Annotated in this window: 28 protein-coding genes and 1 other annotated feature; of the genes, 17 read left to right on the forward strand and 11 right to left on the reverse strand. The window is 52.1% G+C overall.

What is annotated here, in order from left to right; translation table 11 throughout:
* Positions 1-72: 72 nt before the first annotated feature.
* The 3 genes from DI44_RS12170 to DI44_RS12160 all read left to right on the forward strand — a co-directional run bounded on the left by DI44_RS12170 (position 73) and on the right by DI44_RS12160 (position 2,045).
* Complete coding sequence (locus tag DI44_RS12170; RefSeq protein ID WP_011230307.1) at positions 73-876, forward strand: DUF2268 domain-containing protein; 804 nt, start codon at positions 73-75, stop codon at positions 874-876.
* Positions 877-1,012: 136 nt separating this feature from the next.
* Positions 1,013-1,219 (forward strand): hypothetical protein, encoded by a 207-nt coding sequence (locus DI44_RS12165; protein WP_011230308.1) that lies wholly within the window; start codon positions 1,013-1,015, stop codon positions 1,217-1,219.
* Between the two features lie 85 nt (positions 1,220-1,304).
* Positions 1,305-2,045 (forward strand): YjbA family protein, encoded by a 741-nt coding sequence (locus tag DI44_RS12160; RefSeq protein ID WP_011230309.1) that lies wholly within the window; start codon positions 1,305-1,307, stop codon positions 2,043-2,045.
* A gap of 61 nt (positions 2,046-2,106) precedes the next feature.
* Here the strand turns inward: DI44_RS12160 and trpS are convergent, their stop codons facing one another.
* Entirely contained in the window at positions 2,107-3,093 is a 987-nt protein-coding gene (gene trpS / locus DI44_RS12155) for a tryptophan--tRNA ligase (RefSeq protein WP_011230310.1), read from the reverse strand.
* Between the two features lie 50 nt (positions 3,094-3,143).
* Positions 3,144-3,378: a binding site (T-box leader), on the reverse strand.
* Between the two features lie 50 nt (positions 3,379-3,428).
* Positions 3,429-3,803, reverse strand: a complete 375-nt coding sequence (locus tag DI44_RS12150) for a DUF3899 domain-containing protein (protein WP_011230311.1) — start codon at positions 3,801-3,803, stop codon at positions 3,429-3,431.
* 426 nt (positions 3,804-4,229) lie between these two features.
* Between DI44_RS12150 and DI44_RS12145 the strand changes: the two genes are divergently transcribed.
* The 5 genes from DI44_RS12145 to DI44_RS12125 all read left to right on the forward strand — a co-directional run bounded on the left by DI44_RS12145 (position 4,230) and on the right by DI44_RS12125 (position 9,965).
* Positions 4,230-5,882 carry a peptide ABC transporter substrate-binding protein gene (locus DI44_RS12145; RefSeq protein WP_021321877.1) on the forward strand — a complete coding sequence of 551 codons (1,653 nt, stop codon included), beginning with the start codon at positions 4,230-4,232 and terminating at the stop codon, positions 5,880-5,882.
* A gap of 123 nt (positions 5,883-6,005) precedes the next feature.
* Positions 6,006-6,935 carry an oligopeptide ABC transporter permease gene (opp3b, locus tag DI44_RS12140; protein WP_033024893.1) on the forward strand — a complete coding sequence of 310 codons (930 nt, stop codon included), beginning with the start codon at positions 6,006-6,008 and terminating at the stop codon, positions 6,933-6,935.
* Positions 6,932-7,954, forward strand: coding sequence for an oligopeptide ABC transporter permease (gene opp3C / locus DI44_RS12135; protein ID WP_033024895.1), 1,023 nt, complete (start codon positions 6,932-6,934; stop codon positions 7,952-7,954). Before opp3b ends, opp3C begins: the two co-directional genes overlap by 4 nt.
* Positions 7,955-7,975: 21 nt before the next feature.
* Positions 7,976-9,037, forward strand: coding sequence for an ABC transporter ATP-binding protein (locus DI44_RS12130; protein ID WP_033024896.1), 1,062 nt, complete (start codon positions 7,976-7,978; stop codon positions 9,035-9,037).
* A complete protein-coding gene (locus tag DI44_RS12125; protein ID WP_020278701.1) occupies positions 9,030-9,965 on the forward strand; it encodes an ATP-binding cassette domain-containing protein in 936 nt (311 codons plus the stop codon). The genes DI44_RS12130 and DI44_RS12125 overlap by 8 nt, the downstream gene beginning before the upstream one ends.
* An 88-nt stretch (positions 9,966-10,053) precedes the next feature.
* On the opposite strand, the gene DI44_RS12120 is transcribed toward DI44_RS12125, so the two are convergent.
* Complete coding sequence (locus DI44_RS12120; protein ID WP_011230317.1) at positions 10,054-10,236, reverse strand: hypothetical protein; 183 nt, start codon at positions 10,234-10,236, stop codon at positions 10,054-10,056.
* Positions 10,237-10,538: 302 nt separating this feature from the next.
* Between DI44_RS12120 and spxA the strand changes: the two genes are divergently transcribed.
* Positions 10,539-10,937, forward strand: coding sequence for a transcriptional regulator SpxA (gene spxA / locus DI44_RS12115; protein ID WP_011230318.1), 399 nt, complete (start codon positions 10,539-10,541; stop codon positions 10,935-10,937).
* Positions 10,938-10,987: 50 nt separating this feature from the next.
* Here the strand turns inward: spxA and DI44_RS12110 are convergent, their stop codons facing one another.
* The gene (locus DI44_RS12110; protein WP_014195176.1) at positions 10,988-11,647 is read right to left on the reverse strand and encodes a TerC family protein; all 660 of its coding nucleotides are present in this window, start codon (positions 11,645-11,647) and stop codon (positions 10,988-10,990) included.
* 210 nt (positions 11,648-11,857) lie between these two features.
* Here DI44_RS12110 and mecA point away from each other — a divergent pair, with 210 nt between their 5' ends.
* The 4 genes from mecA (at position 11,858) to pepF (ending at position 17,483) form a co-directional block, all read left to right on the forward strand.
* Positions 11,858-12,538, forward strand: a complete 681-nt coding sequence (gene mecA, locus DI44_RS12105; protein ID WP_011230320.1) for an adaptor protein MecA — start codon at positions 11,858-11,860, stop codon at positions 12,536-12,538.
* A gap of 96 nt (positions 12,539-12,634) precedes the next feature.
* Positions 12,635-14,143: a cardiolipin synthase gene (gene cls / locus DI44_RS12100; RefSeq protein ID WP_011230321.1), complete on the forward strand. Its 1,509-nt coding sequence runs from the start codon at positions 12,635-12,637 to the stop codon at positions 14,141-14,143.
* A gap of 188 nt (positions 14,144-14,331) precedes the next feature.
* Positions 14,332-15,660 carry a competence protein CoiA family protein gene (locus DI44_RS12095; RefSeq protein ID WP_011230322.1) on the forward strand — a complete coding sequence of 443 codons (1,329 nt, stop codon included), beginning with the start codon at positions 14,332-14,334 and terminating at the stop codon, positions 15,658-15,660.
* Positions 15,660-17,483 (forward strand): oligoendopeptidase F, encoded by a 1,824-nt coding sequence (pepF, locus tag DI44_RS12090; protein WP_021321880.1) that lies wholly within the window; start codon positions 15,660-15,662, stop codon positions 17,481-17,483. Before DI44_RS12095 ends, pepF begins: the two co-directional genes overlap by 1 nt.
* 13 nt (positions 17,484-17,496) lie before the next feature.
* Here the strand turns inward: pepF and DI44_RS12085 are convergent, their stop codons facing one another.
* From DI44_RS12085 to DI44_RS12065, 5 genes are all read right to left on the reverse strand, one after another.
* On the reverse strand, positions 17,497-17,694 hold the full coding sequence (locus DI44_RS12085) for a hypothetical protein (protein WP_011230324.1): 198 nt from the start codon (positions 17,692-17,694) through the stop codon (positions 17,497-17,499).
* A gap of 425 nt (positions 17,695-18,119) precedes the next feature.
* Positions 18,120-19,013, reverse strand: a complete 894-nt coding sequence (spxH, locus tag DI44_RS12080) for a ClpXP adapter protein SpxH (RefSeq protein WP_011230325.1) — start codon at positions 19,011-19,013, stop codon at positions 18,120-18,122.
* Positions 19,006-19,419 (reverse strand): hypothetical protein, encoded by a 414-nt coding sequence (locus DI44_RS12075; protein ID WP_011230326.1) that lies wholly within the window; start codon positions 19,417-19,419, stop codon positions 19,006-19,008. The genes spxH and DI44_RS12075 overlap by 8 nt, the downstream gene beginning before the upstream one ends.
* Before the next feature lie 102 nt (positions 19,420-19,521).
* The gene (locus DI44_RS12070) at positions 19,522-20,145 is read right to left on the reverse strand and encodes a lytic transglycosylase domain-containing protein (protein ID WP_033024898.1); all 624 of its coding nucleotides are present in this window, start codon (positions 20,143-20,145) and stop codon (positions 19,522-19,524) included.
* Positions 20,142-20,735, reverse strand: a complete 594-nt coding sequence (locus DI44_RS12065) for a CYTH domain-containing protein (protein ID WP_033024899.1) — start codon at positions 20,733-20,735, stop codon at positions 20,142-20,144. The genes DI44_RS12070 and DI44_RS12065 overlap by 4 nt, the downstream gene beginning before the upstream one ends.
* A gap of 135 nt (positions 20,736-20,870) precedes the next feature.
* On the opposite strand from DI44_RS12065, the gene DI44_RS12060 reads away from it, so the two are divergent.
* The 4 genes from DI44_RS12060 to DI44_RS12045 all read left to right on the forward strand — a co-directional run bounded on the left by DI44_RS12060 (position 20,871) and on the right by DI44_RS12045 (position 23,904).
* Positions 20,871-21,248: a hypothetical protein gene (locus tag DI44_RS12060; protein ID WP_020278707.1), complete on the forward strand. Its 378-nt coding sequence runs from the start codon at positions 20,871-20,873 to the stop codon at positions 21,246-21,248.
* 137 nt (positions 21,249-21,385) lie between these two features.
* Positions 21,386-22,024 (forward strand): GTP pyrophosphokinase family protein, encoded by a 639-nt coding sequence (locus tag DI44_RS12055; RefSeq protein WP_011230330.1) that lies wholly within the window; start codon positions 21,386-21,388, stop codon positions 22,022-22,024.
* Positions 22,021-22,836: an NAD kinase gene (locus DI44_RS12050; RefSeq protein WP_011230331.1), complete on the forward strand. Its 816-nt coding sequence runs from the start codon at positions 22,021-22,023 to the stop codon at positions 22,834-22,836. Before DI44_RS12055 ends, DI44_RS12050 begins: the two co-directional genes overlap by 4 nt.
* Before the next feature lie 156 nt (positions 22,837-22,992).
* Complete coding sequence (locus DI44_RS12045) at positions 22,993-23,904, forward strand: RluA family pseudouridine synthase (RefSeq protein WP_011230332.1); 912 nt, start codon at positions 22,993-22,995, stop codon at positions 23,902-23,904.
* Here the strand turns inward: DI44_RS12045 and prpE are convergent.
* Positions 23,901-24,638, reverse strand: a complete 738-nt coding sequence (gene prpE / locus DI44_RS12040) for a bis(5'-nucleosyl)-tetraphosphatase PrpE (protein ID WP_033024900.1) — start codon at positions 24,636-24,638, stop codon at positions 23,901-23,903. The genes DI44_RS12045 and prpE overlap by 4 nt on opposite strands.
* A gap of 206 nt (positions 24,639-24,844) precedes the next feature.
* Entirely contained in the window at positions 24,845-26,020 is a 1,176-nt protein-coding gene (locus tag DI44_RS12035; RefSeq protein WP_011230334.1) for an FtsW/RodA/SpoVE family cell cycle protein, read from the reverse strand.
* Positions 26,021-26,200: the final 180 nt, after the last annotated feature.

Raw genomic sequence — 26,200 nt, forward strand, 5'->3', positions numbered from 1 at the left:
GGCTCTCTTTTTTGTTTTGTTTCACCGTCTTTTCCCTGCCGACATAACGTAAGAGAAAAGGAGGGAAAAGCGATGGGATTGCTTCCGACCGATCGATGGCTTGAAGAGGATGAAGGCGATCCGCTCCGGTTGTGCGCACGGTTGGCGCCGCTTTTTGGCAAGATGCCGGCGCGTGAGATTTACAGCTATTTACGGCTGTATGGCATGTACCGAAGCACTCGGCAGGCCGAGCGGCTTTTGCCGGAGATGAAAGAGCGCCGTCTTTGGGAACGTCTTGGCCGTTTGTATGAACGGCAACGGGGGATATGGAAGGGACCGGACGTTCCGGTATTTTTGCTGCCGGCCGATGACGAAAACCGGAAGCTTGTGCGCGAATTCCAAGGAAAAGGCGGGGTGGCGTTTGCTGATAAATTGTTTTTCTTCTTGCTGCCGGATCATGGCGACGAGGAGATCGCCGCGTTGGTGGCGCATGAATACAACCATGTATGCCGTCTCAAGCAGTTGCCGAACGAAGGCGAAGATGCGACGTTGCTGGATGCAGTCGTTATGGAAGGATTGGCGGAGCATGCCGTCGCCGAGACAGTCGGCGTCAAGCAGTGTGCGGGATGGACGAAGTATTACACCGATCGGGAGATGGAACGGTTTTGGCGGCGTTATATTGTCCCGAACCAACATTTGCCCGTTTCGCATCCGCATACTTCCCGCATTTTGTACGGGCTTGGATGGCATCCGAAAATGGGGGGCTATGCCGTTGGGTATGCCATCATCCGTCGTTGCCTAGAAAGAGGCTATTCGCTCGCCCAATTGATGAAGATGGAAGCGAAAGACATCGCGGAGTTGGCGGGCTTTTCAGGCAAACAGCAAGGAGCGTCTTAGCTCGAAACCGCATGGCGACCGCCGCTGTCCGGTTATCACAAGAATCTTAGGGGCATCGGGCGCAAACAGGCATGTTGTCCATGGCGCCGACATATATGTAGAACAAGGACGTGGACAAGAAGGAAGGGAAAGCCCGGTGGTCCGCCTGTTTTTTTATTTGGTCGGTTTCGGTTTTTCAGTCGTCGGCGGCATGATGGTGATCGCCTATTTGAACATCATCACTCCAGAGCGCGGTTTTAGCGAATACTTATCTTATATTTCGACAAGGGTGGAATGTTATTTATTCCCTATTGGCCTTCTTTTGATGTGGGGGAGCTTGACGTTTCCAAGCCGCAGCCCCTAGAGGGGAAAAGAGGACGAAATGGAATAAAATTCTCCCCCTCTGCCTATACTGATGGACAAACACGTCTGGAAGTGAGGGGTCTCGCATGCTTTATCTGCACGACATTTGGGTCAACTGGTTTGAAGGAGAAGAGAACGGATACAACGTCTGCCATTTCCATGAATGGCGCAAGGACGATCAAATCGAGCTGCTCGACCAAGTGCCGCTGTTAAAAGTATCCCCGGCCCTGTTTCATTACATTGAAAACAGCTTGTCCGATCTTCCAAAACCGCTGCTAGACGATGTACATCAGAAGGCGTATGTCCGCAAAAACCATGAACGCATTCAGCTGGACTATTGTTTCGTTGTCACGGACGGCGCCGGCGTTTTGGCTGTCGATACAATCGGTTATCAAATCCCGATTCGCAAAAGCCGTCTCATTCCGCGTCAGGAACAACTCGTCTACGAAATGGCGGCCGAAGCGGAGGAACGGGACTATCCGCTGCCGAGGTATGAAAAAGAATACCACATTTTATCGCCGGCTCCGGAACTGATGTGCGGACTCACGCGCAAAGAGCGGCAGTTGAAACAGCTGTTGTTTATGGCGCTTGACCAGCTTTATTCGACAAAAAATACTGCCCAGATGCGCTATTGGTATACGGAATGGGCGCCGGAAAAATACGCCGCTATTCAAAAAATGTCTTTTGATGAAGCGTGGGAACAATTGTATAACGAGACGAAATACGGGTGGTCCGAACGGCATGAGCAGCTGTGCGAAAACTTGATCAAAGGGCAGCCATTTTTCGAAAAACTGTGGGAAATGGAGCAAGAACCAAAAGTCAATTAAAAAACGGGCCAAGGCGATAGGCGCCTGCCCGTTTTTGTATGGCTTCGCTGGATGCGGCTATTTACCGCCGCCGCCCGAGCCCCATGGCTTGCTCCATTTTGCGCACCATTTCCGATGCAACCCGATTTGCTTTTTCCGCCCCTTCATCCAACACGCGGTCAAGCTCCTCGCTTTCCATCCAATGGTGATACCGCTCTTGAATCGGTCGAAGCGTTTCGATGACGACTTGAGCGAGGTCTGCTTTGAAGACGCCGTATCCTTTTCCTTCGTATTGCCGCTCCAACTCCTCGATCGATTGACCGGATAGCGTCGAATAAATATTGAGCAAGTTCGAAATGCCTGGCTTCGCTTCTTTGTCGTAGCGAATCGTTCCTTCCGAGTCGGTGACCGCGCTTTTGATCTTCTTCTCGATCGTTTTCGCATCGTCAAGCAGTGTGATGTACGCTTTCGGGTTGGGGTCGGATTTGCTCATTTTTTTCGTCGGGTCGACAAGCGACATGATGCGGGCGCCGACTTTCGGAATGCGCGCCTCAGGGATCGTGAACAGCTCGCCATACCGTTTGTTGAAGCGCTCGGCCAGATCCCGCGTCAATTCGATATGCTGCTTTTGGTCTTCGCCGACCGGGACGATGTCGGTGTTATAAAGCAAAATGTCAGCGGCCATCAGCGGCGGGTACGTGAGCAGCCCGGCGCTGACCGCCTCTTTGCCGGCCGATTTTTCTTTAAATTGCGTCATCCGCTCAAGTTCGCCGATATAAACGATGCACTGCAGCATCCAAGCGGCTTGAGCGTGCGCCGGCACTTCTGACTGGATGAACAACGTCGCTTGCGTCGGGTCGATGCCGACTGCTAAATACAAAGCGGCGAGGCGGCGGATGTTTTGCCGCAGTTCGCGTGGGTCTTGCCAAACGGTAATGGCGTGTTGGTCAACGATGCAAAAATAGCAGTTGTATTCATGCTGCAGCTCGACAAACTGCCGCAGCGCCCCGATGTAGTTGCCAAGGGTGATGACGCCGCTTGGCTGAATGCCGGAAAAAATGGTTTTCATCGATCTTCACTCCCTCAAGCAAAAAATAAAAAAGGCCCTGCCAGCCCTCTGATAGGGACGGTAGGACCGCGGTGCCACCCTACTTATTGCGCCGACAAGCGCAATCGCTCAGCCCATGCTTAGCGCATGGCCCCCTGTAACGCGGGGAAACGTCCTCGCCTACTGCGTCGCCGGTTCGGCGGGAAGCTCGAAAGCCCATTCCATATGGCTAGCCGCTTGTTCGCACCGTCCACAAGCTCTCTGAAGGCATCGCCAATATGTACTCTTCTTTCTCATCGCTCGGTTGATCCTAGATTTGCCTTATATTATACGGAAAACATTCAGCTGTTGCAACCTTATTGCACGGCATATCCGGCGGCAATCATCGCCAGAAACAGAAGCAGACCAGAAAAGAGAAGCGGATACGTGATGGCGAAACGCCGCGGACCGAGCAGCTCATCCGATTCATGTTCTGCTGCCGCTTCCTCAAGATACCGCTCCACCTTCGTTCGATTCCTGCGCAATCGGCGAAACCCGTATGCGAATCCGCTGAAAAACCCGCGTTCATAAACAAACAAAAGCCCGCCAAGCGACAGAGGCAAAAGGGAGAGCAAAAACGAAACGTTAATAAAGGCCACCGTACTCCATGCTCCTTGCCCTATTACGATGAGTGCGCTTGCCGCCAGCATCGCGGCGACGAGCCATCCAGTCCGCACAGCCGTTTGTTTCATATCGTCTGTTCCCGCCTTTCCCTTCTCACTGCTTATTTTATCATAAATCATGTGGGCGGGAAGATTGTCAAAATTATTAACAAAATTATATTGAAAAATATAGAAGAAACCTGGAAGTTCAGGAGAGATTTGCTTCGAAGCTGAAAGGAAGGGCAAAAAAATTATATTGTAAGCGTTTTCTTTTTTCTGTAGGCAGAAATTTTTTGTTTACAATTGTGGCAAAAGTCGTTACAATGCAGGTGTAAATGCAATCCGATCCTCATCCCGTTTGTAAGTAGTTTGAAATTTTTTTATTTAAGAAAATAAAAAAATCCTTTTCAAATATACTAACACAGGATATAATAAGCGATGTAAGTACAATCTTCTGAAATCAAATGGTTCAGAAGATTTGTAATACGCTACATAAATTTTAAGGGGGGTTTTTTAGTGAAGAAGCGATTCTCTTTCTTCCTCGTCCTGCTTCTCGCGCTGTCGACGTTTTTAGCGGCGTGCGGCGGAGGCAAGGACAACAACAACGCTCAAGGCGGCCAGGGCGGCGAAAAGCCGGCGGAGAAGAAGGAGCAGGTGCTGAACTTGCTTGAAAGCCAAGAGATCCCGTCGCTTGATTCGGCGCTCGCCACCGACCAAGTATCGTTTATCGTGTTGAACAACGTCATGGAAGGTCTGTACCGTTTAGGCAAAGACAACAAGCCGGTGCCAGGGATCGCGGAAAGCTATGAAGTGAGCCAAGACGGCAAAACGTATACATTCAAGCTTCGCAAAGATGCGAAATGGTCCAACGGCGATCCGGTGACGGCGCACGATTTCGAATTCGCTTGGAAGCGCGTGCTTGATCCGAAGACGAAATCGGAATATGCGTACATCATGTACGACATTAAAAACGCGGAAGAAGCCAACACAGGCAAGGTGCCGCTTGACCAAGTCGGCGTCAAAGCCCTTGATGACTACACCCTTAAAGTCGAGCTGAAAAACCCAGTTCCGTATTTCGTCGGCTTGACAGCGTTTGGCACGTTTATGCCGCAAAACGAAAAATTTGTCAAAGCTCAAGGCGACAAATATGGATTGGAAGCGAATACAACATTGTACAACGGCCCGTTCGTGTTGAGCGAGTGGAAGCACGAACAAGGTTGGGTATATACGAAAAACCCGAACTACTGGGACAAAGACAACGTCAAGCTGGAAAAAGTCAATGTGAAAGTCGTGAAAGACACGGCGACAGCCGTCAACTTGTATGAAACAAAACAAGCGGACCGCGTCGGCTTGACGGCGGAGTTCGTGGATAAGTACAAAAACGACAAAAACTTCCATACGAAATTGGATCCGTCGCTCTACTGGCTGCGCATGAACACGAAAAAAGAACCGTTGAACAACGTCAACGCCCGCAAAGCGATTGCGATGGCCATCGACACGCAAGCGATGGTCGATACGCTCTTGAACAACGGTTCGATTCCGGCGAAGTTCACCGTTCCGAAAGACTTCGTCACCGGTCCGGATGGCAAAGACTTCCGCGATGTGAATGGCGATTTGGTCAATTACAATCCGGATGAAGCGAAAAAACTGTGGGAGCAAGCGAAAAAAGAGCTGGGCAAAGACAAATTTACGCTTGAATTGCTGAACTATGACACCGACAGCGCGAAGAAAATCGGCGAGTATGTGAAAGCGCAGCTTGAACAAAACTTGCCGGGCTTGACGATCAACATTAAGCAACAACCGTTTGCACAAAAACTGAAGCTCGAAAGCAACATGCAATATGATTTGTCGTTCTCCGGCTGGGGTCCGGACTATCAAGACCCAATGACGTTCCTGCAGCTTTGGACGTCGACAAGCCCGCACAACGAAACAGGCTGGTCGAATCCTGAGTACGACAAGCTGATCAAAGACGCGCAAACGACGCTTGCCAACGATCAACAAGCTCGTTGGGATGCGATGCTGAAAGCAGAAAAAATCGTCTTTGAAGGAATGCCGATCGCTCCGCTGTACCAACGCGGCGCTGCCTATTTGCAACGCGAGTATGTCAAAGACTTCGTCACGCATACATTCGGCGCCGACTACAGCTTGAAATGGGCGTATGTCGAGTAATCCGTTGTTCTCTTGAAAATGCGGAGGAGAGTATATGCCTAGGCATATACTCTCCTTTTGCCTGCCAAGGCGAAAAATGTCGAAAAACAACGAAGATTATAGAAAAGCAGAGGAGGTGCGGTCATGGCGCGGTATACGCTTCAGCGGTTCGTTTATATGATTATCACGTTATTTATCATTGCGACGTTGACGTTCTTTTTAATGAAGCTGTTGCCTGGTTCGCCGCTGCAAAACCAAGAGAAATTAACGCCGGAACAGAAGGCGCTTATTTTAAAAGAGTACGGATTGGATAAGCCCGTGCCTGTTCAATACATTCAATATTTAGGGAATTTGTTGAAAGGAGACTTGGGGGTATCGTTCCAATATGACAACCGCCCAGTGACAGAGCTCATCAGCGATCGAATCGGCCCGTCGGCCCAGCTCGGGTTTCAGGCGATTGTTTTTGGGACGATCGTTGGGTTGATTCTCGGAATTGTCGCGGCGATTCGACATAATCATTGGGAAGATTACACAGCTACGGTCATTGCGGTGTTGGGCGCCTCGATCCCGTCGTTTGTGTTAGGGGGGTTTTTGCAATATTTTATCGCTGTGAAACTGCAATGGCTTCCGGTCGCCTTTTGGGAAGGCTTCAAATATACGATTCTCCCGACATTGGCGCTGTCTGTCGGGGTCATCGCCAGCATCGCCCGCTTTATGCGCACGGAAATGCTTGAAGTGTTAAGCTCTGACTACATTTTGACGGCTCGGGCGAAAGGGATTAGCAATGCGGGGGTCATCATCAAGCATGCGATCCGCAACTCGCTCATTCCAGTTATCACAATTCTCGGACCGATGGCGGTCAACTTAATGACGGGAACGCTCGTCATCGAGAAAATTTTTGCCGTTCCCGGTCTCGGCGAGCAGTTTGTCCGTTCGATCGAGCTGAACGACTACCCTGTCATTATGGGCACTACGTTGTTTTATTCGGCGTTATTGATTTTTGTCATTTTTATCGTTGATATTCTCTATGGGATTGTCGACCCACGCATTCGTTTAGCGGGAGGGAAAAAATGATGGCGAAACAACAATACGAACAACTTTCACCGGAATGGTTTCAGCCCGCCCCGCCGAACGTCGGTGAGCAGGAAAAAATCAGCCGTCCGAGCTTGACGTTTTGGCAGGATGCTTGGCTTCGCCTTCGGGAAAACAAGGCAGCGATCGTGGGGCTCGTGATGATTATCATTTTGACGCTCATGGCGATCATCGCCCCGATGGCGAGCGACCGGACGTATAAAGATCAAAACTTGCGGCATGCGAAACTTCCGCCGAAAATCCCGGTGCTCGAGCATGTTCATTGGCTTCCGTTTGACGGCCGGGATGCGAACGGCGTTGATGTATATAAACAGCGCGGCGTGAAAGAGTACTATTGGTTTGGCACGGATGACTTAGGACGCGACTTGTGGGTGAGAACGTGGTATGGCACGCGCATCTCACTTTACATTGGTTTGCTGGCGGCGTTGATCGACTTATTGATCGGGATTGCGTACGGCGGCATTTCCGGCTACTATGGCGGCCGCGTCGACAATGTGATGCAGCGGATCATCGAAATTTTAAACGGCATTCCGTATTTAATTATGGTCATTTTGTTCATTTTGATTTTTGAGCCTGGAATCATTTCCATCACGTTGGCGATGGTCATTACCGGTTGGACGACGATGGCGCGGATCGTGCGCGGACAAGTGTTGAAATTAAAGAACATGGAATATGTGTTGGCGGCAAGGACGCTCGGAGCGCCGACATCACGGCTCATTTTCAAACATTTGATCCCGAACGTCATCGGCCCGATCATTATTACGACGATGTTCACGATTCCATCGGCCATCTTCACTGAGGCGTTTTTGAGCTTTATCGGCCTTGGCATCCGTCCGCCGGAAGCGTCGCTTGGCTCGCTTGTCAATGACGGGTATAAATCGATTCAAACGTATCCGCATTTAATGATTATTCCAGCGGTTGTGATCAGCTTGCTCATTTTAAGCTTCAACTTGGTGGCAGACGGAATTCGCGATGCGCTCGACCCGAAAATGCGCAAATAGCCGACGGAAGGGGTGAAACCGATGAAGAAAATTTTGCAGGTGAACGATTTGCATATTTCCTTTGACATCCACGCCGGTGAAGTGCAGGCGGTTCGCGGCGTCACGTTCGACTTGTATAAGGGAGAAACGCTGGCGATCGTCGGCGAGTCGGGGTCTGGGAAATCCGTGACATCCAAGGCGTTGATGCGCCTGTTGCCGACACCGCCGAGCCGGATTAAGCAAGGGGAAATTTTATTTGAAGGAAAAGACTTGACCAAGCTGTCGGAGAAAGAAATGCAATCGATCCGCGGTGCGGAAATTTCAATGATTTTCCAAAATCCGATGACGTCGCTCAATCCGACGATGACGATTGGGAAACAAATTATGGAAGCGATTTTAAAGCATCAAAAGCTGTCGAAAGATGAAGCGCGCAAACGGGCGATTGAACTATTGCAGCTGGTCGGCATTAAAAACGCCGAGCTGCGCATGAAGCAATACCCGCACCAATTTTCCGGCGGGATGCGCCAGCGTGTTGTCATCGCCATCGCCTTGGCGTGCAATCCGAAAATTTTGATCGCCGATGAACCGACGACAGCGCTTGATGTGACGATTCAGGCGCAAATTTTGGAGTTGATGAAAGACATTCAGAAAAAGCTCGGCATGTCGATTATTTTCATCACCCATGATTTAGGGGTCGTCGCCAACATGGCCGACCGAGTGGCCGTGATGTATGCCGGGAAAATCGTGGAGATCGGCACGGTGGATGAAATTTTTTACAATCCGAAACACCCGTACACGTGGGGATTGCTGGCCTCGATGCCGAGCCTTGATCATAAAGATACGGAGCTGTATTCGATTCCGGGTTCGCCGCCGGATTTGTTAAATCCGCCAAAAGGCGATGCGTTTGCGCCGCGCAATCCGTATGCGCTCAAAATTGACTATGAGCTCGAGCCGCCGATGTTCCAAGTGTCTGATACGCACTATGCGGCGACATGGCTGTTGCATGAAATGGCGCCGAAAGTGGAACCGCCGGCTATCGTGCGTGAACGGATGAAACGGTTTGCTGACATCGTCGCCCGGAAAGGAGGAAAACCGCGTGGCTAGACAAAAGCTGCTTGAGGTCAAAAATTTGAAACAGTATTTCCCAGCTGGACGCGGTCAGGTGGTGAAAGCAGTCGACGGCGTCACCTTTGACATTTATAAAGGTGAAACGTTCGGCCTTGTCGGCGAGTCGGGCTGCGGCAAGTCGACAACGGGGCGGACGATCATCCGGCTGTACGAAGCGACGGAAGGAGAAGTGCTGTTTAACGGCGTCAATGTGCACGGCAAAAAATCAAAAAAAGAGCTGAAAGAGTTAAATCGGAAAATGCAGATGATTTTCCAAGATCCGTATGCGTCGTTGAATCCGCGGATGACGGTCGCGGATATTATCGCTGAGGGCATCGACATCCATGGGCTGGCGAAAACGAAAGAAGAACGGATGCAACGCGTGTATGAATTGCTTGAGACGGTTGGCTTGAACCGCGAGCATGCCAGCCGCTACCCGCATGAGTTTTCCGGCGGTCAGCGCCAGCGGATCGGCATCGCCCGGGCGCTTGCCGTCGAGCCGGAATTCATCATCGCCGATGAGCCGATTTCGGCGCTTGACGTTTCCATTCAGGCGCAAGTCGTGAACTTATTGAAGCGCCTGCAGCGTGAAAAAGGGTTGACGTACTTGTTTATTGCCCATGACTTGTCGATGGTCAAATACATCAGCGACCGGATCGGCGTCATGTATTTCGGGAAAATGGTCGAGCTCGCTGAATCGGAAGAGCTGTACCGCAATCCGATCCACCCATACACGAAGGCGCTCTTGTCGGCCATTCCGCTTCCGGATCCGGAAACGGAGCGGACGCGCAAGCGGATCGTTTACGACCCGGCGCAACATGGCTACAAAGATGGAGAGGAACTTGAATTCCGTGAAATTACGCCTGGCCATTTTGTGCTTTGTTCGGAGGAAGAGTATAAGCGGTATCGGGCGATGTATGCCTAGCAGAATAGAAAAGAGCGCCGCTCCTTCATCGCCGCATGATGCGAACGGTGAAAGAGGCGGCGCCCACCTATGCGCCTGTCTTGGCGCGTTATTTTTTTCCCCCGACGACTTTCCATCCTTGTTGGATGCGGCGAGAGGCCTCGACATGCTTTCCACTTTTGTTTCGGCCGAACATCCGCTCTCCGATCGTGTTGCTGATGTTTCCCATCAATGCGGTGAGGACGACGATCAATGCCGAAGCAATGGCAAAGTCGATGAAATAGCCGGCCATCGGTTCTTCCTCCCTTTTCCTTTTCTACTTTGATTGTAGAGGATTTGCCTTTACTTTGGAAGAGGAAAGAAAGAAAATTGCATTTATCATCGAAAAACTATATCTTTCTTGGCCGATGTATTGTATAATATATCATGTTAAAGTCATTTCAATTTGCAAACGATTGGCAAAGCGGCTGATCGCCAGACTGGCGTCCAGGCCGTGTCGCTATGCTGTCAGACGTCAAACCCGCATAGCGGTGCACGTCTGTCGTCTGACGGACGAGGGAAGCAAGGGATTCCTTGTCAAAAGGAGTGATCGAAGTGGTCAAGCTATACACATCACCGAGCTGCACGTCATGCCGGAAGGCGAAGGCGTGGCTCGAGAAGCACAATATTCCTTATGTCGAGCGCAATATTTTCTCCGAACCGCTCACGGTCGAGGAGATTAAAGAGATTTTGCGGATGACGGAAACGGGGACGGATGAGATCATTTCCACCCGTTCGAAAGTATTCCAGAAGCTGAACATTAACTTGGAAGCTCTGCCGCTGCAAGATTTGTACGAACTCATTCAAAAAAACCCAGGCATTTTGCGCCGGCCGATCATCATTGATGAAAAGCGGCTTCAAGTCGGCTACAACGAAGATGAAATCCGCCGCTTTCTGCCGCGCAAAGTGCGGGCGTATCAGCTTCGTGAAGCGCAGCGGCTGGTGAACGGGTAATAAAAAAACTTCTACATGGTCTGCCATGTAGAAGTTTTTTATCATTTGCTTTATGCGGCGCGCGACCGGCGGTGGGCCGCCAAGCCGAGCAAAACGGCAAGAACGGCCGCCGCCATTGGAAACAGCGCCTCCCCATTCGGGGGGTAAAACGGGCGCAACCGCTCTTCGGCAGCGATCATCTTTCCAGCGGTGTACGCCAAGAGGGCGCCGCCGGCATAAATGAGAATCGGGAACCGTTCCATGGCATAAAGGATGATTTTGCTGCCTAAAATGATGATAGGAACGGAACAGAGAAAACCGAACACAACAAGTCCGATATGGCCTTGAGCCGCTCCAGCGATGGCGATGACGTTGTCAAGACCCATGGCGACATCGGCGGCGACGATCGTCTGGATGGCTTTCCAAAGCGACGGTTCGGCTTTGATCATAGTCGGTTTTTCGTCTTTTTGCCCGATCAGTTTCAAGGCGATCCAAAAGAGGACGACGCCTCCAGCGAGCTGCAAGAACGGAATCGTCAACAGCCAAACGACGGCCACCGTCAAGACAATGCGAACAGCGATCGCCAGCGCGGTGCCGACAATGATGGCCACATTCCGCTTTTGTTCCGGCAAGTTGCGGCTTGCCAGCGCAATGACAACCGCATTGTCCCCGCCAAGAATGACATCAATGCCGATAATCAGCAAGATGGAAACGATGTATTCATCCACCATAGGCGTCCCTCATTCCGTCCGTGTTCATCATCATTATAGTAGGGCATGGCCGGTTTCATAACCAATTTTTAAAAATGCGTTTTTTTATTTCCCTTCTTTCGCTTTTTATCATAAAATAAAAGTACAAGATCATAAGTTTTGATTTAAATAGTTTCAGGGGCACAATCCCTTCCTTTTTTATTTCTCTGTTTTAGAAGGGAGAGTTGAGAAATGGAAATCGAACGCATCAATGAACATACGGTGAAGTTCTACATTTCCTATGTTGATATAGAGGAGCGCGGCTTTGACCGCGAGGAAATTTGGTACAATCGGGAACGAAGCGAAGAATTATTTTGGGAAATGATGGATGAAGTTCACGGGGAAAGCGATTTTTCGCTCGATGGCCCGCTTTGGATCCAAGTGCAGGCGCTCGAAAAAGGGCTTGAAGTCGTCGTGACGAAAGCGCAGTTGTCCAAAGACGGAAGCAAGCTCGAGCTGCCGCTTCCAGAAGAGAAATGGCGCGAGTTTTCGCTGTCAGCTGGTGAAAAGGTGGAATCGCTGTTCGGCCACCATTTCCACTTTGGTCAAAACGGGGACGCCGAGGAGAGAGAAGAGCAAGATGTCCTTCAATTCATCCTTTCGTTCAAGGATATCGAGGATGTCATTTCCTTGGCCCATCGCGCTGACTTCTCTCGGTTGTCGAATCGCCTGTTCCAATTTGAAGGCCGCTATTACTTGTTCGTGGAGTTTGACGAGCGCTACACCGAGCAGGAAGTGGACAATATGCTCAGCCTTCTGTTGGAATACGGAAGCGATTCCCAGCTGACGATTTATCGACTTGAAGAATACGGGACTGAAATTATGGGCGACAATGCACTCGAAACGATCAAAACGTATTTTCCAGCCTTATAATGTTTCCATTCCGCCGATTTCGCCGCCAGAAATCGGCGTTTTCTACGTTAGCGGAAGAAAAACGGCCATCATGAAGAGCCGGGTGGAGGGGTTTTGTTGCGAAACACATCGAGAGTGGCGATTCTCGTCGTCATTGTCGGCGCGTTGCTGGCATTGACGAACGGGTTTTGGGAAGGGAAGCTGCTTGGTCTTTTCAGCGTATTGATGTCTTGTTCCGTCATCTTTATTGCGCTGGTCATTTCTCTTGAGAATCGAAAGCCGGCGCAGACGATCGCTTGGCTGGCGGTGCTGGGGAGCTTTCCGATTGTCGGCTTTTTGTTTTATTTATTGTTCGGACGCAACTATTGGCAACAACGGCGCTATAAAAAGAAAGCCGATTTTGATGAGGCGGTGCTGCTCAAGTTTCAAGAGCCGTCGCCGATTGCCGTCGAGCGGCTGCCGATGGCGCCCCATCAGCGTCCGCTTTTGCGCCTTGCTTATCGCATCGGCCAGCATCCGGTTTCACTTGCTTCGCAGACGGCGGTGTTGACGAACGGAGAGGAGACATTTTCTTCTATTTTTGCTGAACTGGAAAAAGCGGAACACCATATTCATTTAGAATATTATATTGTCCGTCATGATGAAATCGGCCAACAGTTGAAGCGCGTCTTGATGGAAAAAGCGCGTCAAGGTGTGCGCGTCCGTTTTTTGTACGACGCCGTTGGAAGTTGGAAGTTGTCAAACGCCTATATCGAGGAGCTGCGCGCGGCTGGAGTCGAGATGATCCCGTTTTCACCAGTGCGCCTCCCGTTTTTAAGCAACCAAATCAATTTCCGCAATCACCGAAAGATCATTGTCATCGATGGAGGCGTCGGCTTTGTCGGCGGGCTGAACATCGGAGATGAGTATTTAGGAAAAAACAAATATTTCGGATTTTGGCGCGATACGCACTTATTGATCCGCGGTGAAGCCGTCCGGACGCTCCAGCTCATTTTTTTGCAAGATTGGTATTACATGACGGGAGAACGCTTGTTGACGCCGGACTATTTGTCGCCGCCGCTCATCGTCGAGGAAGGGCAAGGCGGGGTGCAGCTCATTGCCGGCGGTCCGGACCAAAAGTGGGAAGTGATCAAACAGCTGTATTTTGCCATGATTACGTCGGCCAAACGGTCGATTTGGGTTGCCTCGCCGTACTTTGTGCCGGATGAAGACATTTTGACGGCGCTCAAAGTGGCGGCGTTAAGCGGCATCGATGTTCGCCTGCTGGCGCCAAAGCGTCCGGATAAAAAAATTGTCTTTTACGCTTCGCGCTCGTATTTTCCCGAGCTGCTCGAGGCTGGGGTGAAAATTTACGAGTATGAGAAAGGGTTTTTGCACAGCAAAGTCATCGTCGTCGATGGCGAGCTCGCCTCGATCGGCACGGCGAACATGGATATGCGCAGTTTCCATTTAAACTTTGAAGTGAACGCCTTTTTGTATTATACCGACAGCATTCATAAACTCGTCCGCGACTTTTTGGAAGATTTTCGCCACGCTTCCATGATCGACTACGAACAGTTTCAACAGCGCCCGTTCCGGGTGCGTATCGCTGAATCGGTCTCCCGGCTGTTGTCGCCTCTGTTGTAACCAACCGCTTGTAAACGCCAGTCCGCCGAATCGGCGGACTTTTTTCGACGCAGTTTGGCTTTGGGCAGGAAAACCGGCGATGGTCAACGAATAAAAGGGAAGAACCGAACGGTGAAGGGGGGCAGCAGAGAACAATTCCAGCTGTTCCCGCTCACGGACAACTATTTTTTACTGGAAAGGAAGTGATCATGTTGTTTGTCGCTCTCGCCGCTGATGGCAGGACGGTTTCGCTTGCCGGGGCGGAAAGATGGGAACGAGAGGGGCTGATGCGCCTGAAACGACAGGAACCGTTTTTTTGTCCCGCGTGCCGTCAAGAAGTGGTGCTCCGGTCGGGCCGCTACCGTTTGCCGCATTTCGCCCATCGAAAAGGGGCGGCCTGCCCGGTCGAGCACGAACCGGAGTCGGAGCGTCACTTAACTGGGAAGCGAGACTTGTTCGCGTGGCTCATTCGCCAAGGCATGGAGGCGAAGCTCGAGCCGTATTTGCCCGCCATCAAGCAGCGTCCTGACGTATTGTTCCGCCATGGCCCACACCTTTATGCCCTCGAATACCAATGTTCCACGATCGATGAATCGCTGTTTCGCGAACGCAATGACGGCTACCGTCTCCTTGGCATCCGCCCGTTGTGGGTGTTAGGAGCCCATCATTTGCGGCGTTCGCCAAAATATTCGGGGGAAGTGCAGCTCTCCCGGTTTCAATGGTTGTTTGCCCATCGCGCTCCACATTCAGTCGTTCCACATATATGGTACTACAGTCCAGAGACGAAACGCTTTATCCGTCTTTTTCGCCCGTTGCCGCTATCGGTGCAGCGAACATTGGCCGCGGTCGATTCGATTCCGCTTTCGTCGTTTTCGTTCCCCGATTGGATGGCCCCCTGCCCGCTGCCGCTTCCATCCGAGTTTTGGGAGCGATGGCTCGAACGAAAAAAACAATGGCGGCGGACGTTTCCGCTTTATCCGAACCAAACCGTGCGCCGCATTTGTGCTGATTTTTACCAGGCGGGCATCGTTCCGTCACTGTTTCCGACCGAAGCAGGCTGGCCAGTGCCGCGGGGGTATTTATGGGAGACGGCGCCGTTCATTTGGCAAACGTATGTCCTTTTGTTTCTTCTTGGAAAGACCGGACGGCCGGCAACGGCAGTATCTTTATTTCAGTGGCTCGACGACAAAATCCGCACCGGCCGCCTCGTTCCGCGCCGGCTGCCGCTTGTCGGCCGGGATACGTATCGTGAGGCCGTCGGCGAGTATTTGCATTGGTTGAGCCTGCTCGGCTATCTCCGCCGCGAAGAGGGCGACCAGCTTCATTTGGTGAAGCCGCTGTCGTTTCCGTCGACCGTCGATCAGATGATTCATCAAGATGCTGCGCTTCTTGAGCAAATTCACCAAACGTCGGCGCTTAGCTGCTATTGGTCAACACTTGAGTTCGGGAGAGTGGAAAAAATGAGCAGAAAACAGGAAAAGATGAACGGAATGGTGAATAATAATTCGTGTATCGATTATTTGTATAAGGAGGAATGATGACGGTGGAGGAAAAGAAAGCGAAAAAGTCGCTGCCGCTGCGAAGCGAGATTCCTGTGGAAGAAACGTGGCGGCTTGAGGACATTTTTCCCACCGATGACGCCTGGGAAGAAGAATTCAAACAAGTGAAGGCAATGATTCCAAAGCTTGGCGAATACAAAGGGCGGCTTGGCGAATCGCCGGAAGTGCTGTATGAAGCATTGCAATGCCAAGATGACGTATCGATGCGCCTCGGCAAGCTGTATACATACGCCCATATGCGCTATGATCAAGATACGACCAACTCGTTTTACCAAGGGCTCGACGCCCGGGCGAAAAGCTTGTACAGCGAAGCATCGAGCGCGATGGCGTTTATCGTGCCGGAAATTTTGGCGATCGATGAAGCGGTGCTGCGCTCGTTTTTGGAACAATACGAGCCGCTTCGCTTGTATGCGCACGCGTTAGACGAAATTACGCGCCAGCGCCCGCACGTGCTGTCGGCAGAAGAGGAGGCGATCTTGGCGCAGGCAGCCGAGGTGATGCAGGCGACATCCGACACGTTCAGCGCGTTGAACAACGCTGATTTGACGTTTCCGACGATCATCGATGAAAACCGCGAGGAAGTCGAAGTCACGCACGGCCGGTTCATCCGCTTTTTAGAAAGCACGGACCGCCGCGTCCGCCGCGATGCGTTTTACGCCGTATACCATACGTATGAGAAGTTTCAAAATACGTTCGCCAATATGCTTGCCGGCACGGTGAAAAAAGACAACTTTTTCGCCCGCATCCGCCGCTACCGTTCGGCGCGAGAAGCGGCGTTGGATGCGAACAACATTCCGGAGAGCGTCTATGACAATCTAATCGCCGCGATTCACGAACATTTGCCGCTGTTGCATCGGTACGTGCGGCTGCGCAAACGAGTGCTTGGGCTTGATGAGCTGCATATGTACGATTTGTACACGCCGCTTGTGCAAGAAGTGAAAATGGAAGTGACCTACGAGGAAGCGAAGCAATATATGCTTGAAGGGCTCGCGCCGCTTGGCGAGGAATATGTGGCGATCGTGAAAGAAGGTCTTGACAACCGTTGGGTCGATGTGCGCGAAAACAAAGGAAAGCGAAGCGGCGCCTATTCGTCGGGAGCGTACGGCACCCATCCGTACATTTTGCTCAACTGGCAGGACAATGTGAACAATTTGTTTACACTTGTGCATGAGTTTGGCCATTCGGTGCACAGCTACTATACGCGCAAAACGCAGCCGTATCCATATGCGCATTATTCAATTTTCGTCGCCGAAGTGGCGTCGACGTGCAATGAGGCGCTGTTGAACGACTACTTGCTGAGAACGATCGATGATGAGAAAAAGCGGCTCTATTTGCTCAACCATTATCTTGAGGGGTTCCGCGGCACGGTTTTTCGCCAGACGATGTTCGCGGAGTTTGAGCATTTGATCCATTTGAAGGCGCAACAAGGCGAAGCGTTGACGGCCGAAACGTTGAGCGCCCTTTATTACGACTTAAATAAAACGTATTTTGGCGATGATATTGTCGTGGACAAAGAAATCGGCCTCGAGTGGGCGCGCATTCCGCATTTTTATTACAACTACTACGTGTACCAATACGCAACCGGCTTCAGCGCGGCGACTGCACTCAGTAAACAAATTTTGGAAGAAGGCGAACCGGCGGTGAGACGGTACATCGACTTTTTGAAAGCCGGCAGCTCTGATTACCCGATTGAAGTGTTGAAAAAAGCCGGCGTCGACATGACGAGCGCCGAGCCGATCCGCCAAGCGTGCCAAGTGTTTGCGGAGAAGCTTGATGAGATGGAACGGCTGCTTGAGAAATGAAACGAATGCGGCGCTACAGCCGCATTCGTTTGGACGGAAATCCACGAAACTGATGGCGGCGGTTCCATGTCGCTGCCAATCCAAGCAAGGAGAGAAACAAAAGCGGCATGGTCGCCCAAAGCGGAAGGAGCTGCATGAGGCCCAACAAGTTCAGAATAAAGGCGGCAGTGGATGCCGCCGCCCAAAGGGATAAGACGATGCGCTGCTTCATGGCGATGGCCACCTCTTCCCATTTGCTTTAGTTGATGGCTCTTCACCACAACATGTATTTGACAAGCAATACGGTTTCCTGCACAAAGATGTGCAAAAATCACTGATTTGTTGATTTTCCCTCACAAGCGTAAATAGGGTATGTTCAGAAAAAATCAAGTACAACTTTTGGTGAAGAGCCTAGTTGATTATATGCTGTTTGTCTGCCTGATCATGACGCAGGGCGAATTATGACAATAATGTGAACAAACGAGCAAACGGGTTGCCAATTTAGTTGGACGTTTGGTAAGATAAAAACGTGAACGGAAGACAAAACCTGATACCCCTTTGTTTGACCGTGAACAATTTCTCCCATCCCCTTTGTTGTCTTGGCAACAAGAAAAAGCCCGGCGTCAGCCGGGCTTTTTCTTGCGCCCATCCCTGCTGCTAGGGACGGGAATCATCGATATAGCGCCAAAATGTTCCGTGTTTGACGGGCACCCGCTCCACTTTTTGCTTTAGCTGCAGCTTTTTCATTTCCGTTTCCGCTTCTTGGATCGTCCAGTTGTACACAACGGCAACTTCCTTTGTGGCGACGAATTTAAAATGGCTTAAAAATGATTCCAGCGGAGGAGGAGAGGACGGTTCAGGATGGAAGCCGAGCATTTCAGCGATCAATTCGACGTAGATGTCGTACGGATAGCATCCGGAAATTTTAATGCCTTCGTCTTCAATGTTTTCATTAAACAACACAAGCGTCGGAATTTCGTCAACGTCCATTTCCGAGGTGATTTTTAAATCGCATTGGAACGCTTTCGCCGCTCCCGGCGAGTGCATGTCGCGCAAAAATTCATCGACATCCAAGCCCGCTTTGACGGCGCATTCGGCGAGCACCGACAAATCGGCGACATTTTGTTTTTCGAGAAAGAGCTGTTCTTGCAGCTTGCGCAAAAAGCGAAGGCCAGCCCGCTTTCCTTGCATTTCCGCCGCTTTAATGGCGAGCGATGGGGCGAACGGGCTCGAAATCGGGTTTTCGAGCCAAACGCTGCCGTCGCATGACATGCCGGTGCGGTTCGCCGCCCACTCCCACGCTTTGGCCATTGCCTCCGGCTTCGTTCCTTTGCGCGCGCTCCATGTCGCCCATGTTCCGCTCAATATGTGCCTTAAGGTAAAAAAACGGCCGTATTCGATCGTCAGTTTTTTGATGACTGGTTCAAGCCCCCAGCATTCCGGGCATAAAGGATCGATAAACAAATACAGCTCGAGCGGTTTGTTCGTGTTGCCTAGCGGCTGGGAAGGGTAGCAAGTTGATGTCGTCTTCCCAGCAAACTTCTCACTCAAGGGTATGCTCCTTTCTGTCCAGATGATCTGGGGTATTGACCATATGATGGGCGGTGAGTACGAGCCGGTGATAAAACTGTTCGCGCGCCGGCCCGGACAAGCCGATTTCGTCCATGGCTGCCCGCATGCAGGCAAGCCACGCTTCCGCCCGCTTCGGCGTGATTTCAAAGCGGAGATGGCGCGCCCTCAGCATGGGGTGTCCATGCTCTGCCGTGTAAAGAGGGGGGCCGCCTAAATATTGTGTTAAAAACTGTTTTTGCTTGCGGGCGGTTTCCGTCAAATCGTCAGGGAAAATGGGCCGCAAGTCCGGATGCGCGGCCACGCGACGGTAAAATGCTTCGACAAGTTTCGCAACCGTCTCCTCTCCGCCGATCGCCTCATAAAGAGTTTGCCATTGTTCACCCATCGCGGATGCTCCTTTTGTTTGAAAATCATTCGTTGTCGTTTGATTGCTATTTTATCAACAGCACGCATGGATCTCAAACAAAGTGACTCGAGCGCCGCTCGTTTATGTGCGGTAGCTTTTCAACACGCGTTCGACATACGCCCGCGTTTCGGCAAATGGGGGCACGCCCCCATAGCGGTCGACGTGCCCGGGCCCGGCGTTGTAGGCGGCTAAGGCGAGAGTGATATTGCCGCTGTACCGGTCAAGGAGCTGGCGCAAATATTTTACGCCGCCGTCGATGTTTTGCGCCGGATCAAGCGGGTTGTGGACGCCGAGCATTTTTGCCGTGCTTGGCATGAGCTGCATGAGTCCAAGCGCTCCAGCCGGGCTTTTCGCATCGGGACGGAAATTTGACTCATGGCGAATGACGGCGCGGATGAGCTGCGGGTCAACATCGTATTTTTCCGCTGCCGCCGCGATGAAAGCATCGATGGAAGAAGATGAGTTGGTTGCAGCACCCGCTTCATGTTCGAGCGGGGCGCTGCGATGGCCGGCGGGCGCCGGGGGCTGACCGCTTAGGGCAGCTTGAGGCGCCTCGGCAGAAGATTCCTCACCGCGGCTGAGAGATTCGGCAAGCAAGCTTGAAAACAAGGATGGCACCGGCGATGGCAACAGGCTGGAGCGTCCGGGTGAGAACGCATGGAGCGCCTGCCATTCGATGAGCAGCTTTAATGGCGAAACGGTCATCGTCTTTCCTCCATTTCTTTCATGCGGGCGTAAAAGCGGGCGATTTTGTTTGGCGCCGGGCGGCGCGGGATGCCGAGCGCCTCAAGCAGGCGCAAAAACCGCTTTTCACCCGCTTCCACGTGATCCACTTCATATTCAAGTTCGTAATCTTCGCTTTGCAAGTAACAGTTATGGTCAAGGCATAGCGTGCCGCCTTCATGCGGCCATTCGGCTCGGTCGGTGACAAGGGAGCCAAAGCAGCGCACCTCGTGTGGGTTGATGCCCAGTTCTGCAAGCAAATCGGCGATCGCCCCGCGCGGCGCCGCTATACCAGCAAGCAACGCTTCCGCTTCAGACAGCGAAAGCGGCTCATGGATTTCCAAAATGGTCCCGTCCGCCCGCATTTGTTTCAGCGTCAAGGTCAGGCGTCCCTCTTTCGCCCGGATGCGCAGCGCTGCCGCTCGTTCTTTCAGGGCGAATGACGGGGTGTCAAAGTAATGGTTTTCCTGGCGGAAGAAAGCGCCATCATCAAGGCGGAAGGCGGCGCGGACGGCAGCAAACTCCGCTGCTGTTAACAAGTTTTTTAATTCGATTTCGATTTCTTGATGCATCGTGAATCCCCTTCAGACAGGATAGTCGTCTCCCTCTATTATCAGCTGTTTTCCGGCGAATATCAATTATTTCGCCTGTATAGGGTGAATATGGTAAAATAAAGGGCGGATGGTTGATGCGGAAGGAGAGAAAACATGAACGAAAAATGGATCGTCGAGCGGGCGGAGCGGGAAGGCGGCCGGCTTTGGCTGTATGTCAATGATGCTCCGGTTCCGCTTGCCCGCGTAACGCCGAAACGCCATATGCTTGTCGATTCGGATGCGTTGGCGTTTGCGTACATTTTGGAAACCGATGACCGCTTTCTATATGTCATGATTCCGAAGCCGTGGTGGCCTGAGCTAAAGGCGGCGCTTGACGCCAAGGAGCCGGTCTGGCTTCGATGTGGAGAGAGGACGCTTGAGCTTGAACAGTTTCACGATGAACTGTCTTATTTGCTTGAAAATATTCGCGGCAACGCCAACTATGGCGAGGCGCTTGAACAGGCGGTGCAAGACGTGTTTTTTGAGCAATAAGCCGGGGGTTTTCCCTTTCCGGCGCGTTCGAACAGGGAGCGGCCCGGTGAATTCGCATCGAGCAGCAAGAAAGAGGCGCGGTTGCGCTCTCTTGACGTAAGCCGCGGGAGATCGAAAACATGTAGGCAGGTGGTACGATGGTCAACCATTGGGATTTGTTTTTAGCCCCGTATAAGCAGGCGGTTGAGGAGCTGAAAGTGAAGCTAAGGGGTATTCGCGCCCAATTCGAGATGATTGAAGCGCACTCGCCGATTGAGTTTGTCACCGGACGGGTGAAGCCAGTTGCCAGCATTTTGGATAAGGCGCAAAAGAAAAACATCCCGCTCGACCGTCTCGAGGAAGAGATGCAAGATATTGCGGGGCTGCGCATCATGTGCCAGTTTGTCGATGACATTAAGACCGTCGTCGAGCTATTGCGCCAGCGCAACGATTTTACGATTGTCGAAGAACGCGATTACATCACGCAAAAAAAAGAGAGCGGCTACCGCTCGTACCATGTCGTCATCCGCTATCCAGTGCAGACGATCCGCGGTGAAAAAAACATCTTGGCGGAGATTCAAATTCGAACGTTGGCGATGAACTTTTGGGCGACGATTGAGCATTCGTTGAACTATAAGTACAGCGGGCGTTTCCCCGAAGATATCAAAGTTCGGTTGCAGCGCGCCGCGGAGGCGGCCTATCGCCTCGATGAGGAGATGTCGAAAATCCGCTTTGAAATTCAAGAAGCGCAGGCTGCTTTTTCTCGAAAACAAGAAGCAAAAGGAGAAGGGCAATGAAACGGACGGACGCGCCGCTCGTGTTCGCCATCACGTCCAAAGGCGACGACATATCAAACGCTCTGGCGCAAAAAATGAAAACGTATTTGCTTGACTTTGACTTGCGTTACGATGAAGAGGAACCTGATCTCGTCATTTCGGTTGGCGGTGATGGAACGCTGTTGTATGCGTTCCATCGCTATTGCCATCGGTTGGACAAGACGGCGTTTGTCGGAGTCCATACTGGCCATCTCGGCTTTTACGCGGACTGGGTGCCGGAGGAACTCGAAAAGCTCGTCATCGCCATCGCCAAGACGCCGTACCAAGTGGTCGAATACCCGCTCCTTGAGGTGACGATCCGCTATCTCAACGGCGGAAGCGAGGCAAAGTATTTAGCGCTCAATGAATGCACAGTCAAGTGCGTCAGCGGGACGCTCGTGATGGATGTCGAGATTCGCGGCGACTTGTTTGAGCGGTTCCGCGGCGACGGGTTGTGCATTTCGACGCCGACCGGCAGCACGGCTTACAATAAAGCGCTCGGTGGCGCGATTTTGCATCCTTCGCTTGAGGCGATTCAAGTGACCGAGATGGCGTCGATCAACAACCGCGTGTTTCGGACAATCGGTTCGCCGCTCGTGCTGCCGGCGCACCATACGTGTTTACTCAAGCCGGTCAACCACGTCGATTTTCAAATTACGATCGACCATTTGTCACTGTTGCATAAAGAAGTGAAGTCGATTCAATGCCGGGTGGCCGATGAAAAGGTGCGTTTCGCCCGCTTTCGGCCGTTTCCGTTTTGGCGGCGGGTGCGCGACTCGTTTATCGCTGACTGAGGGAAAGCCCGCCTCCTTGGTTAGGCAACGCTTCCCGTTTGCGGCGAGGTGATGGTCTTTTGGCGCGGATGCCGATTCCGTTTTCGCGGCGCCAAAGGAAAGTGGATGGAACACGATGAGCAAGACGGAGATTTTTGATCAGAAAGGTGACGAACATTGCCGCCGTTTACCATGACCTTTTCCATCGATGAACAGCACGACGGAAAGCTGCTGCGCCAGTTTTTGCAAGAGAACGGCATTTCGCGGACGGCGCTTACCGATATTAAATTCCATGGCGGGGCGCTGTTGGTTGACGGTCGGCCCGTCACCGTCCGCCATGTGCTGCGCGCCGGCGAGACGCTGTCGGTTGTCTTTCCGCCGGAGCGGACAAGCGATTGGATGGACGCAGAAGCGATGCCGCTTGACATTCTGTATGAAGACGATTACGTCCTTGTTGTCAACAAACCAGCGGGATTGGCGACGATTCCGTCGCGCCACCATCCGGGCGGGACGCTCGCCAATGGCTTGCTTCACCATTATCGAAAGCAGCAGCTCGACTCGACCGTCCATATCGTCACCCGGCTTGACCGCGACACGTCCGGGCTCGTGCTCGTCGCCAAGCACCGCCACGTTCATCATTTGTTGTCGGCATTGCAGCAAAAAGGGCACGTTGTGCGCACGTATGAGGCCATTTGCCATGGCGTCATCGTCGAGGATGAAGGGACGATTGACGCCCCCATCGGCCGCCAAAGCGACAGCATCATTGCTCGCGAAGTGCGGGAAGACGGGAAGCCGGCTGTCACTCATTTTCGTGTACTTGAGCGGCTTTATGGCTATACATACGTTTCGCTCCGGCTGGAGACGGGGCGCACGCACCAAATCCGCGTCCATTTGGCTTATCTCGGCCACCCGCTCGCCGGCGATGAACTGTACGGCGGGAGCCGGGAGATGATCGGCCGCCAGGCGCTTCATAGCCGGCAGCTGTCGTTTTTTCATCCGTTTGCCGGGCGCTGGTATACATGTTCCGCCCCGCTTCCTGACGATATGGAGCTCCTCATCGAGGCAACGCGCAGACGGTGCGCTGATTAGGAGAACGTGCGGAATTTTTCCGGAACGAACGGCATCGAGGAAGGAACGGAGACCGTTTCCATTTCCGGATAGCGCAAGGCGGTCAGCGCGCCGCCGAATACGCAGCCGGTGTCGATGTTGACCGTCCGCCCGACAAACCGCGGTTTTTCGACCGGCGTGTGGCCATATACAACCCATGCGCTGCCGTGATACCGTTTCGCCCAGTCGCGGCGCACCGGCGTCCCGTCCTGGTTCATTTCGCCGGTGATGTCCCCGTACAGGACGAACGTCTTGACTTTTTTGTCCGTCCGCCCGATATAGTCGTGACGGATGCCGGCGTGGGCGATGACAAGGCGCCCCTCATCGAGCACCGCATACAGCGGCGCCTGTTCATACAGGCGGATGAACTTGCGGCGGATCATCTCCTGTTCGCTTGGAGGCAAGGTGCGGTACTCGGAGACGGTCGTCTCAAGCCCGTGGGCGATTTGCACGTTTCGTCCTAAAAAAAAGCGGTACAGCTTATTGCAATGGTTGCCTGGCACGTAGTAAGCCAAATTTCGCTCAACAAGGGCGCAGACGATCTCGATCATGTTCAGCGATTCAGGACCGCGGTCGGTCAAATCGCCGACGAAGCCGAGCTTTCGTCCGTCGGGATGAATCGGCACCCCTTCGTCCCAATGGTAGCCGAGTGTTTCCGTCAATGCGGCGAATTCACGGAAGCAGCCATGAATGTCGCCGATGATGTCCACTTGCATCGAATGTGCTCCTTTCTCGCCATAATGGTTGTACTACCAGTATGTCCGTTCAGTCAGGAAAAGAAAAGATGCGGCGGTTTTGCCCGTCTCATCGCGGCTTTTGCGGGGGCAACGCCCAAACGGCGGAGCCCGCGGCCAGGAAACAAAGAAGTGGAGTTGAGCTTGATGGCGACAAAAAACGCCGCCTGCGGACACAGCAAGCGGCTTTATTCATCGCTTGCGAACATAAACTTCCGCGTTCGCGAATGAACGTTTAAGACGAGGCCGATCGCCAGCATATAAGTCGCCAGCGAGCTTCCTCCATAGCTGATGAACGGAAGCGGCAACCCCGTGATCGGCAAAAGTCCAATCGTCATGCCAATGTTTTGGAACACTTGGAACGTAATCATGCCCGCGACGCCGGCGCATAAATAGCTGCCATATAAATCGTTGCTCTCCAAGGCAATATGGATCATGCGATAAATGAGCAGGAAAAAGAGAGACACGACGATGCTTGAGCCGACAAATCCGAACTGTTCTGAGATGACGCCAAACACAAAGTCTGTGTGCGCCTCCGGCAAATAGACTTGTAAGTTGCCCAATCCTTTCCCATACAGTTCCCCTGACCCAATGGCCATAAGCGAACGGATGAGCTGGAAGCCTTGTTCGTTGGAATATTCATATGGAGCCAGCCAGCCGTAAAACCGGTTCAACTGGTAATCTTCTTTAATAATGTACTTATGGAAGAAATCAGGAAAATAAAAGAAAATGAACACAACGACTGCCACCATTGTTACACCGGAAAGGACAATGCCGAAAATGATGCGCCAGCGGATGCCGGAAACGAGCACCAAGGTGGCGGTGATGGCCATAAACACCATCGACATGCCCATGTCCGGCTGCTTGGCGAGCAAAATAAGCGGCGGCAAGACGGTCAAAGCGATTTTGCCAAGCAATTTAAAATCATCGCTGATCGTCGGTTCGGGATATTTTTCCCGATGGTTGACGATGATGCGACTTAGGACGATGATCATAAAAATTTTCATCAGCTCGGATGGTTGAAAGTTGCCTCCAGGTAGATGATACCAGCTCGTCGCCCCCTTAATGGTTACTGATCCTGGGACGTTCAATTCCAGCCCAAGCAACAGCAACATCCCGAATCCATACAAATACCAAGCGATTTGAAACAGCCGATCATAGTCAATGATCATCGTCAAGGCGATCACGACAGCGCCGATGGCGTACCATTGCAGCTGTTTCGAAGCGAAGTTGACGTTTTGCAGTTTCTCCGGCAGCATCGGTTCTGCGCTATGGATGGCGATGGCGCTGACGACCGCCATCAAGAATAAAAGGAACAGCATATGGTAATCCAGCTTCGATTTGGAAAAACGATCATGATCCATGGAACGATCCTCTCCATTCAAATGTGCCATATACCATATTAGCGAATCGCGCCGGTTTTGCAAAGTGGGAAAAACCGCCGCCAGCATGAAGGAATCGGAAGGCAAAAGGGAAGCGTGCATTTACATCGCCCGCCGCATCGCCTATAATAGAATTAACACCTGGTGCTAAGAATAAATGAT

The organism is Geobacillus sp. CAMR5420, assembly GCF_000691465.1.
Taxonomy (GTDB): Bacteria; Bacillota; Bacilli; order Bacillales; family Anoxybacillaceae; genus Geobacillus; species Geobacillus thermoleovorans.

Coding starts and splice junctions, on each gene's coding strand:
- DI44_RS12170 (WP_011230307.1), top strand. CDS start 73: ATGGGATTGCTTCCGACCGATCGATGGCTTGAAGAGGATGAAGGCGAT.
- prpE (WP_033024900.1), bottom strand. CDS start 24,638: ATGCAAGTGGACATCATCGGCGACATTCATGGCTGCTTCCGTGAATTC.
- DI44_RS12035 (WP_011230334.1), bottom strand. CDS start 26,020: ATGGATCATGATCGTTTTTCCAAATCGAAGCTGGATTACCATATGCTG.
- opp3C (WP_033024895.1), top strand. CDS start 6,932: ATGATGGCGAAACAACAATACGAACAACTTTCACCGGAATGGTTTCAG.
- DI44_RS12095 (WP_011230322.1), top strand. CDS start 14,332: ATGTTGTTTGTCGCTCTCGCCGCTGATGGCAGGACGGTTTCGCTTGCC.
- pepF (WP_021321880.1), top strand. CDS start 15,660: ATGACGGTGGAGGAAAAGAAAGCGAAAAAGTCGCTGCCGCTGCGAAGC.
- DI44_RS12130 (WP_033024896.1), top strand. CDS start 7,976: ATGAAGAAAATTTTGCAGGTGAACGATTTGCATATTTCCTTTGACATC.
- DI44_RS12160 (WP_011230309.1), top strand. CDS start 1,305: ATGCTTTATCTGCACGACATTTGGGTCAACTGGTTTGAAGGAGAAGAG.
- DI44_RS12050 (WP_011230331.1), top strand. CDS start 22,021: ATGAAACGGACGGACGCGCCGCTCGTGTTCGCCATCACGTCCAAAGGC.
- trpS (WP_011230310.1), bottom strand. CDS start 3,093: ATGAAAACCATTTTTTCCGGCATTCAGCCAAGCGGCGTCATCACCCTT.
- DI44_RS12065 (WP_033024899.1), bottom strand. CDS start 20,735: ATGCATCAAGAAATCGAAATCGAATTAAAAAACTTGTTAACAGCAGCG.
- DI44_RS12120 (WP_011230317.1), bottom strand. CDS start 10,236: ATGGCCGGCTATTTCATCGACTTTGCCATTGCTTCGGCATTGATCGTC.
- mecA (WP_011230320.1), top strand. CDS start 11,858: ATGGAAATCGAACGCATCAATGAACATACGGTGAAGTTCTACATTTCC.
- DI44_RS12060 (WP_020278707.1), top strand. CDS start 20,871: ATGAACGAAAAATGGATCGTCGAGCGGGCGGAGCGGGAAGGCGGCCGG.
- opp3b (WP_033024893.1), top strand. CDS start 6,006: ATGGCGCGGTATACGCTTCAGCGGTTCGTTTATATGATTATCACGTTA.
- DI44_RS12075 (WP_011230326.1), bottom strand. CDS start 19,419: ATGGGTGAACAATGGCAAACTCTTTATGAGGCGATCGGCGGAGAGGAG.
- DI44_RS12085 (WP_011230324.1), bottom strand. CDS start 17,694: ATGAAGCAGCGCATCGTCTTATCCCTTTGGGCGGCGGCATCCACTGCC.
- DI44_RS12055 (WP_011230330.1), top strand. CDS start 21,386: ATGGTCAACCATTGGGATTTGTTTTTAGCCCCGTATAAGCAGGCGGTT.
- DI44_RS12110 (WP_014195176.1), bottom strand. CDS start 11,647: ATGGTGGATGAATACATCGTTTCCATCTTGCTGATTATCGGCATTGAT.
- DI44_RS12070 (WP_033024898.1), bottom strand. CDS start 20,145: ATGACCGTTTCGCCATTAAAGCTGCTCATCGAATGGCAGGCGCTCCAT.
- DI44_RS12150 (WP_011230311.1), bottom strand. CDS start 3,803: ATGAAACAAACGGCTGTGCGGACTGGATGGCTCGTCGCCGCGATGCTG.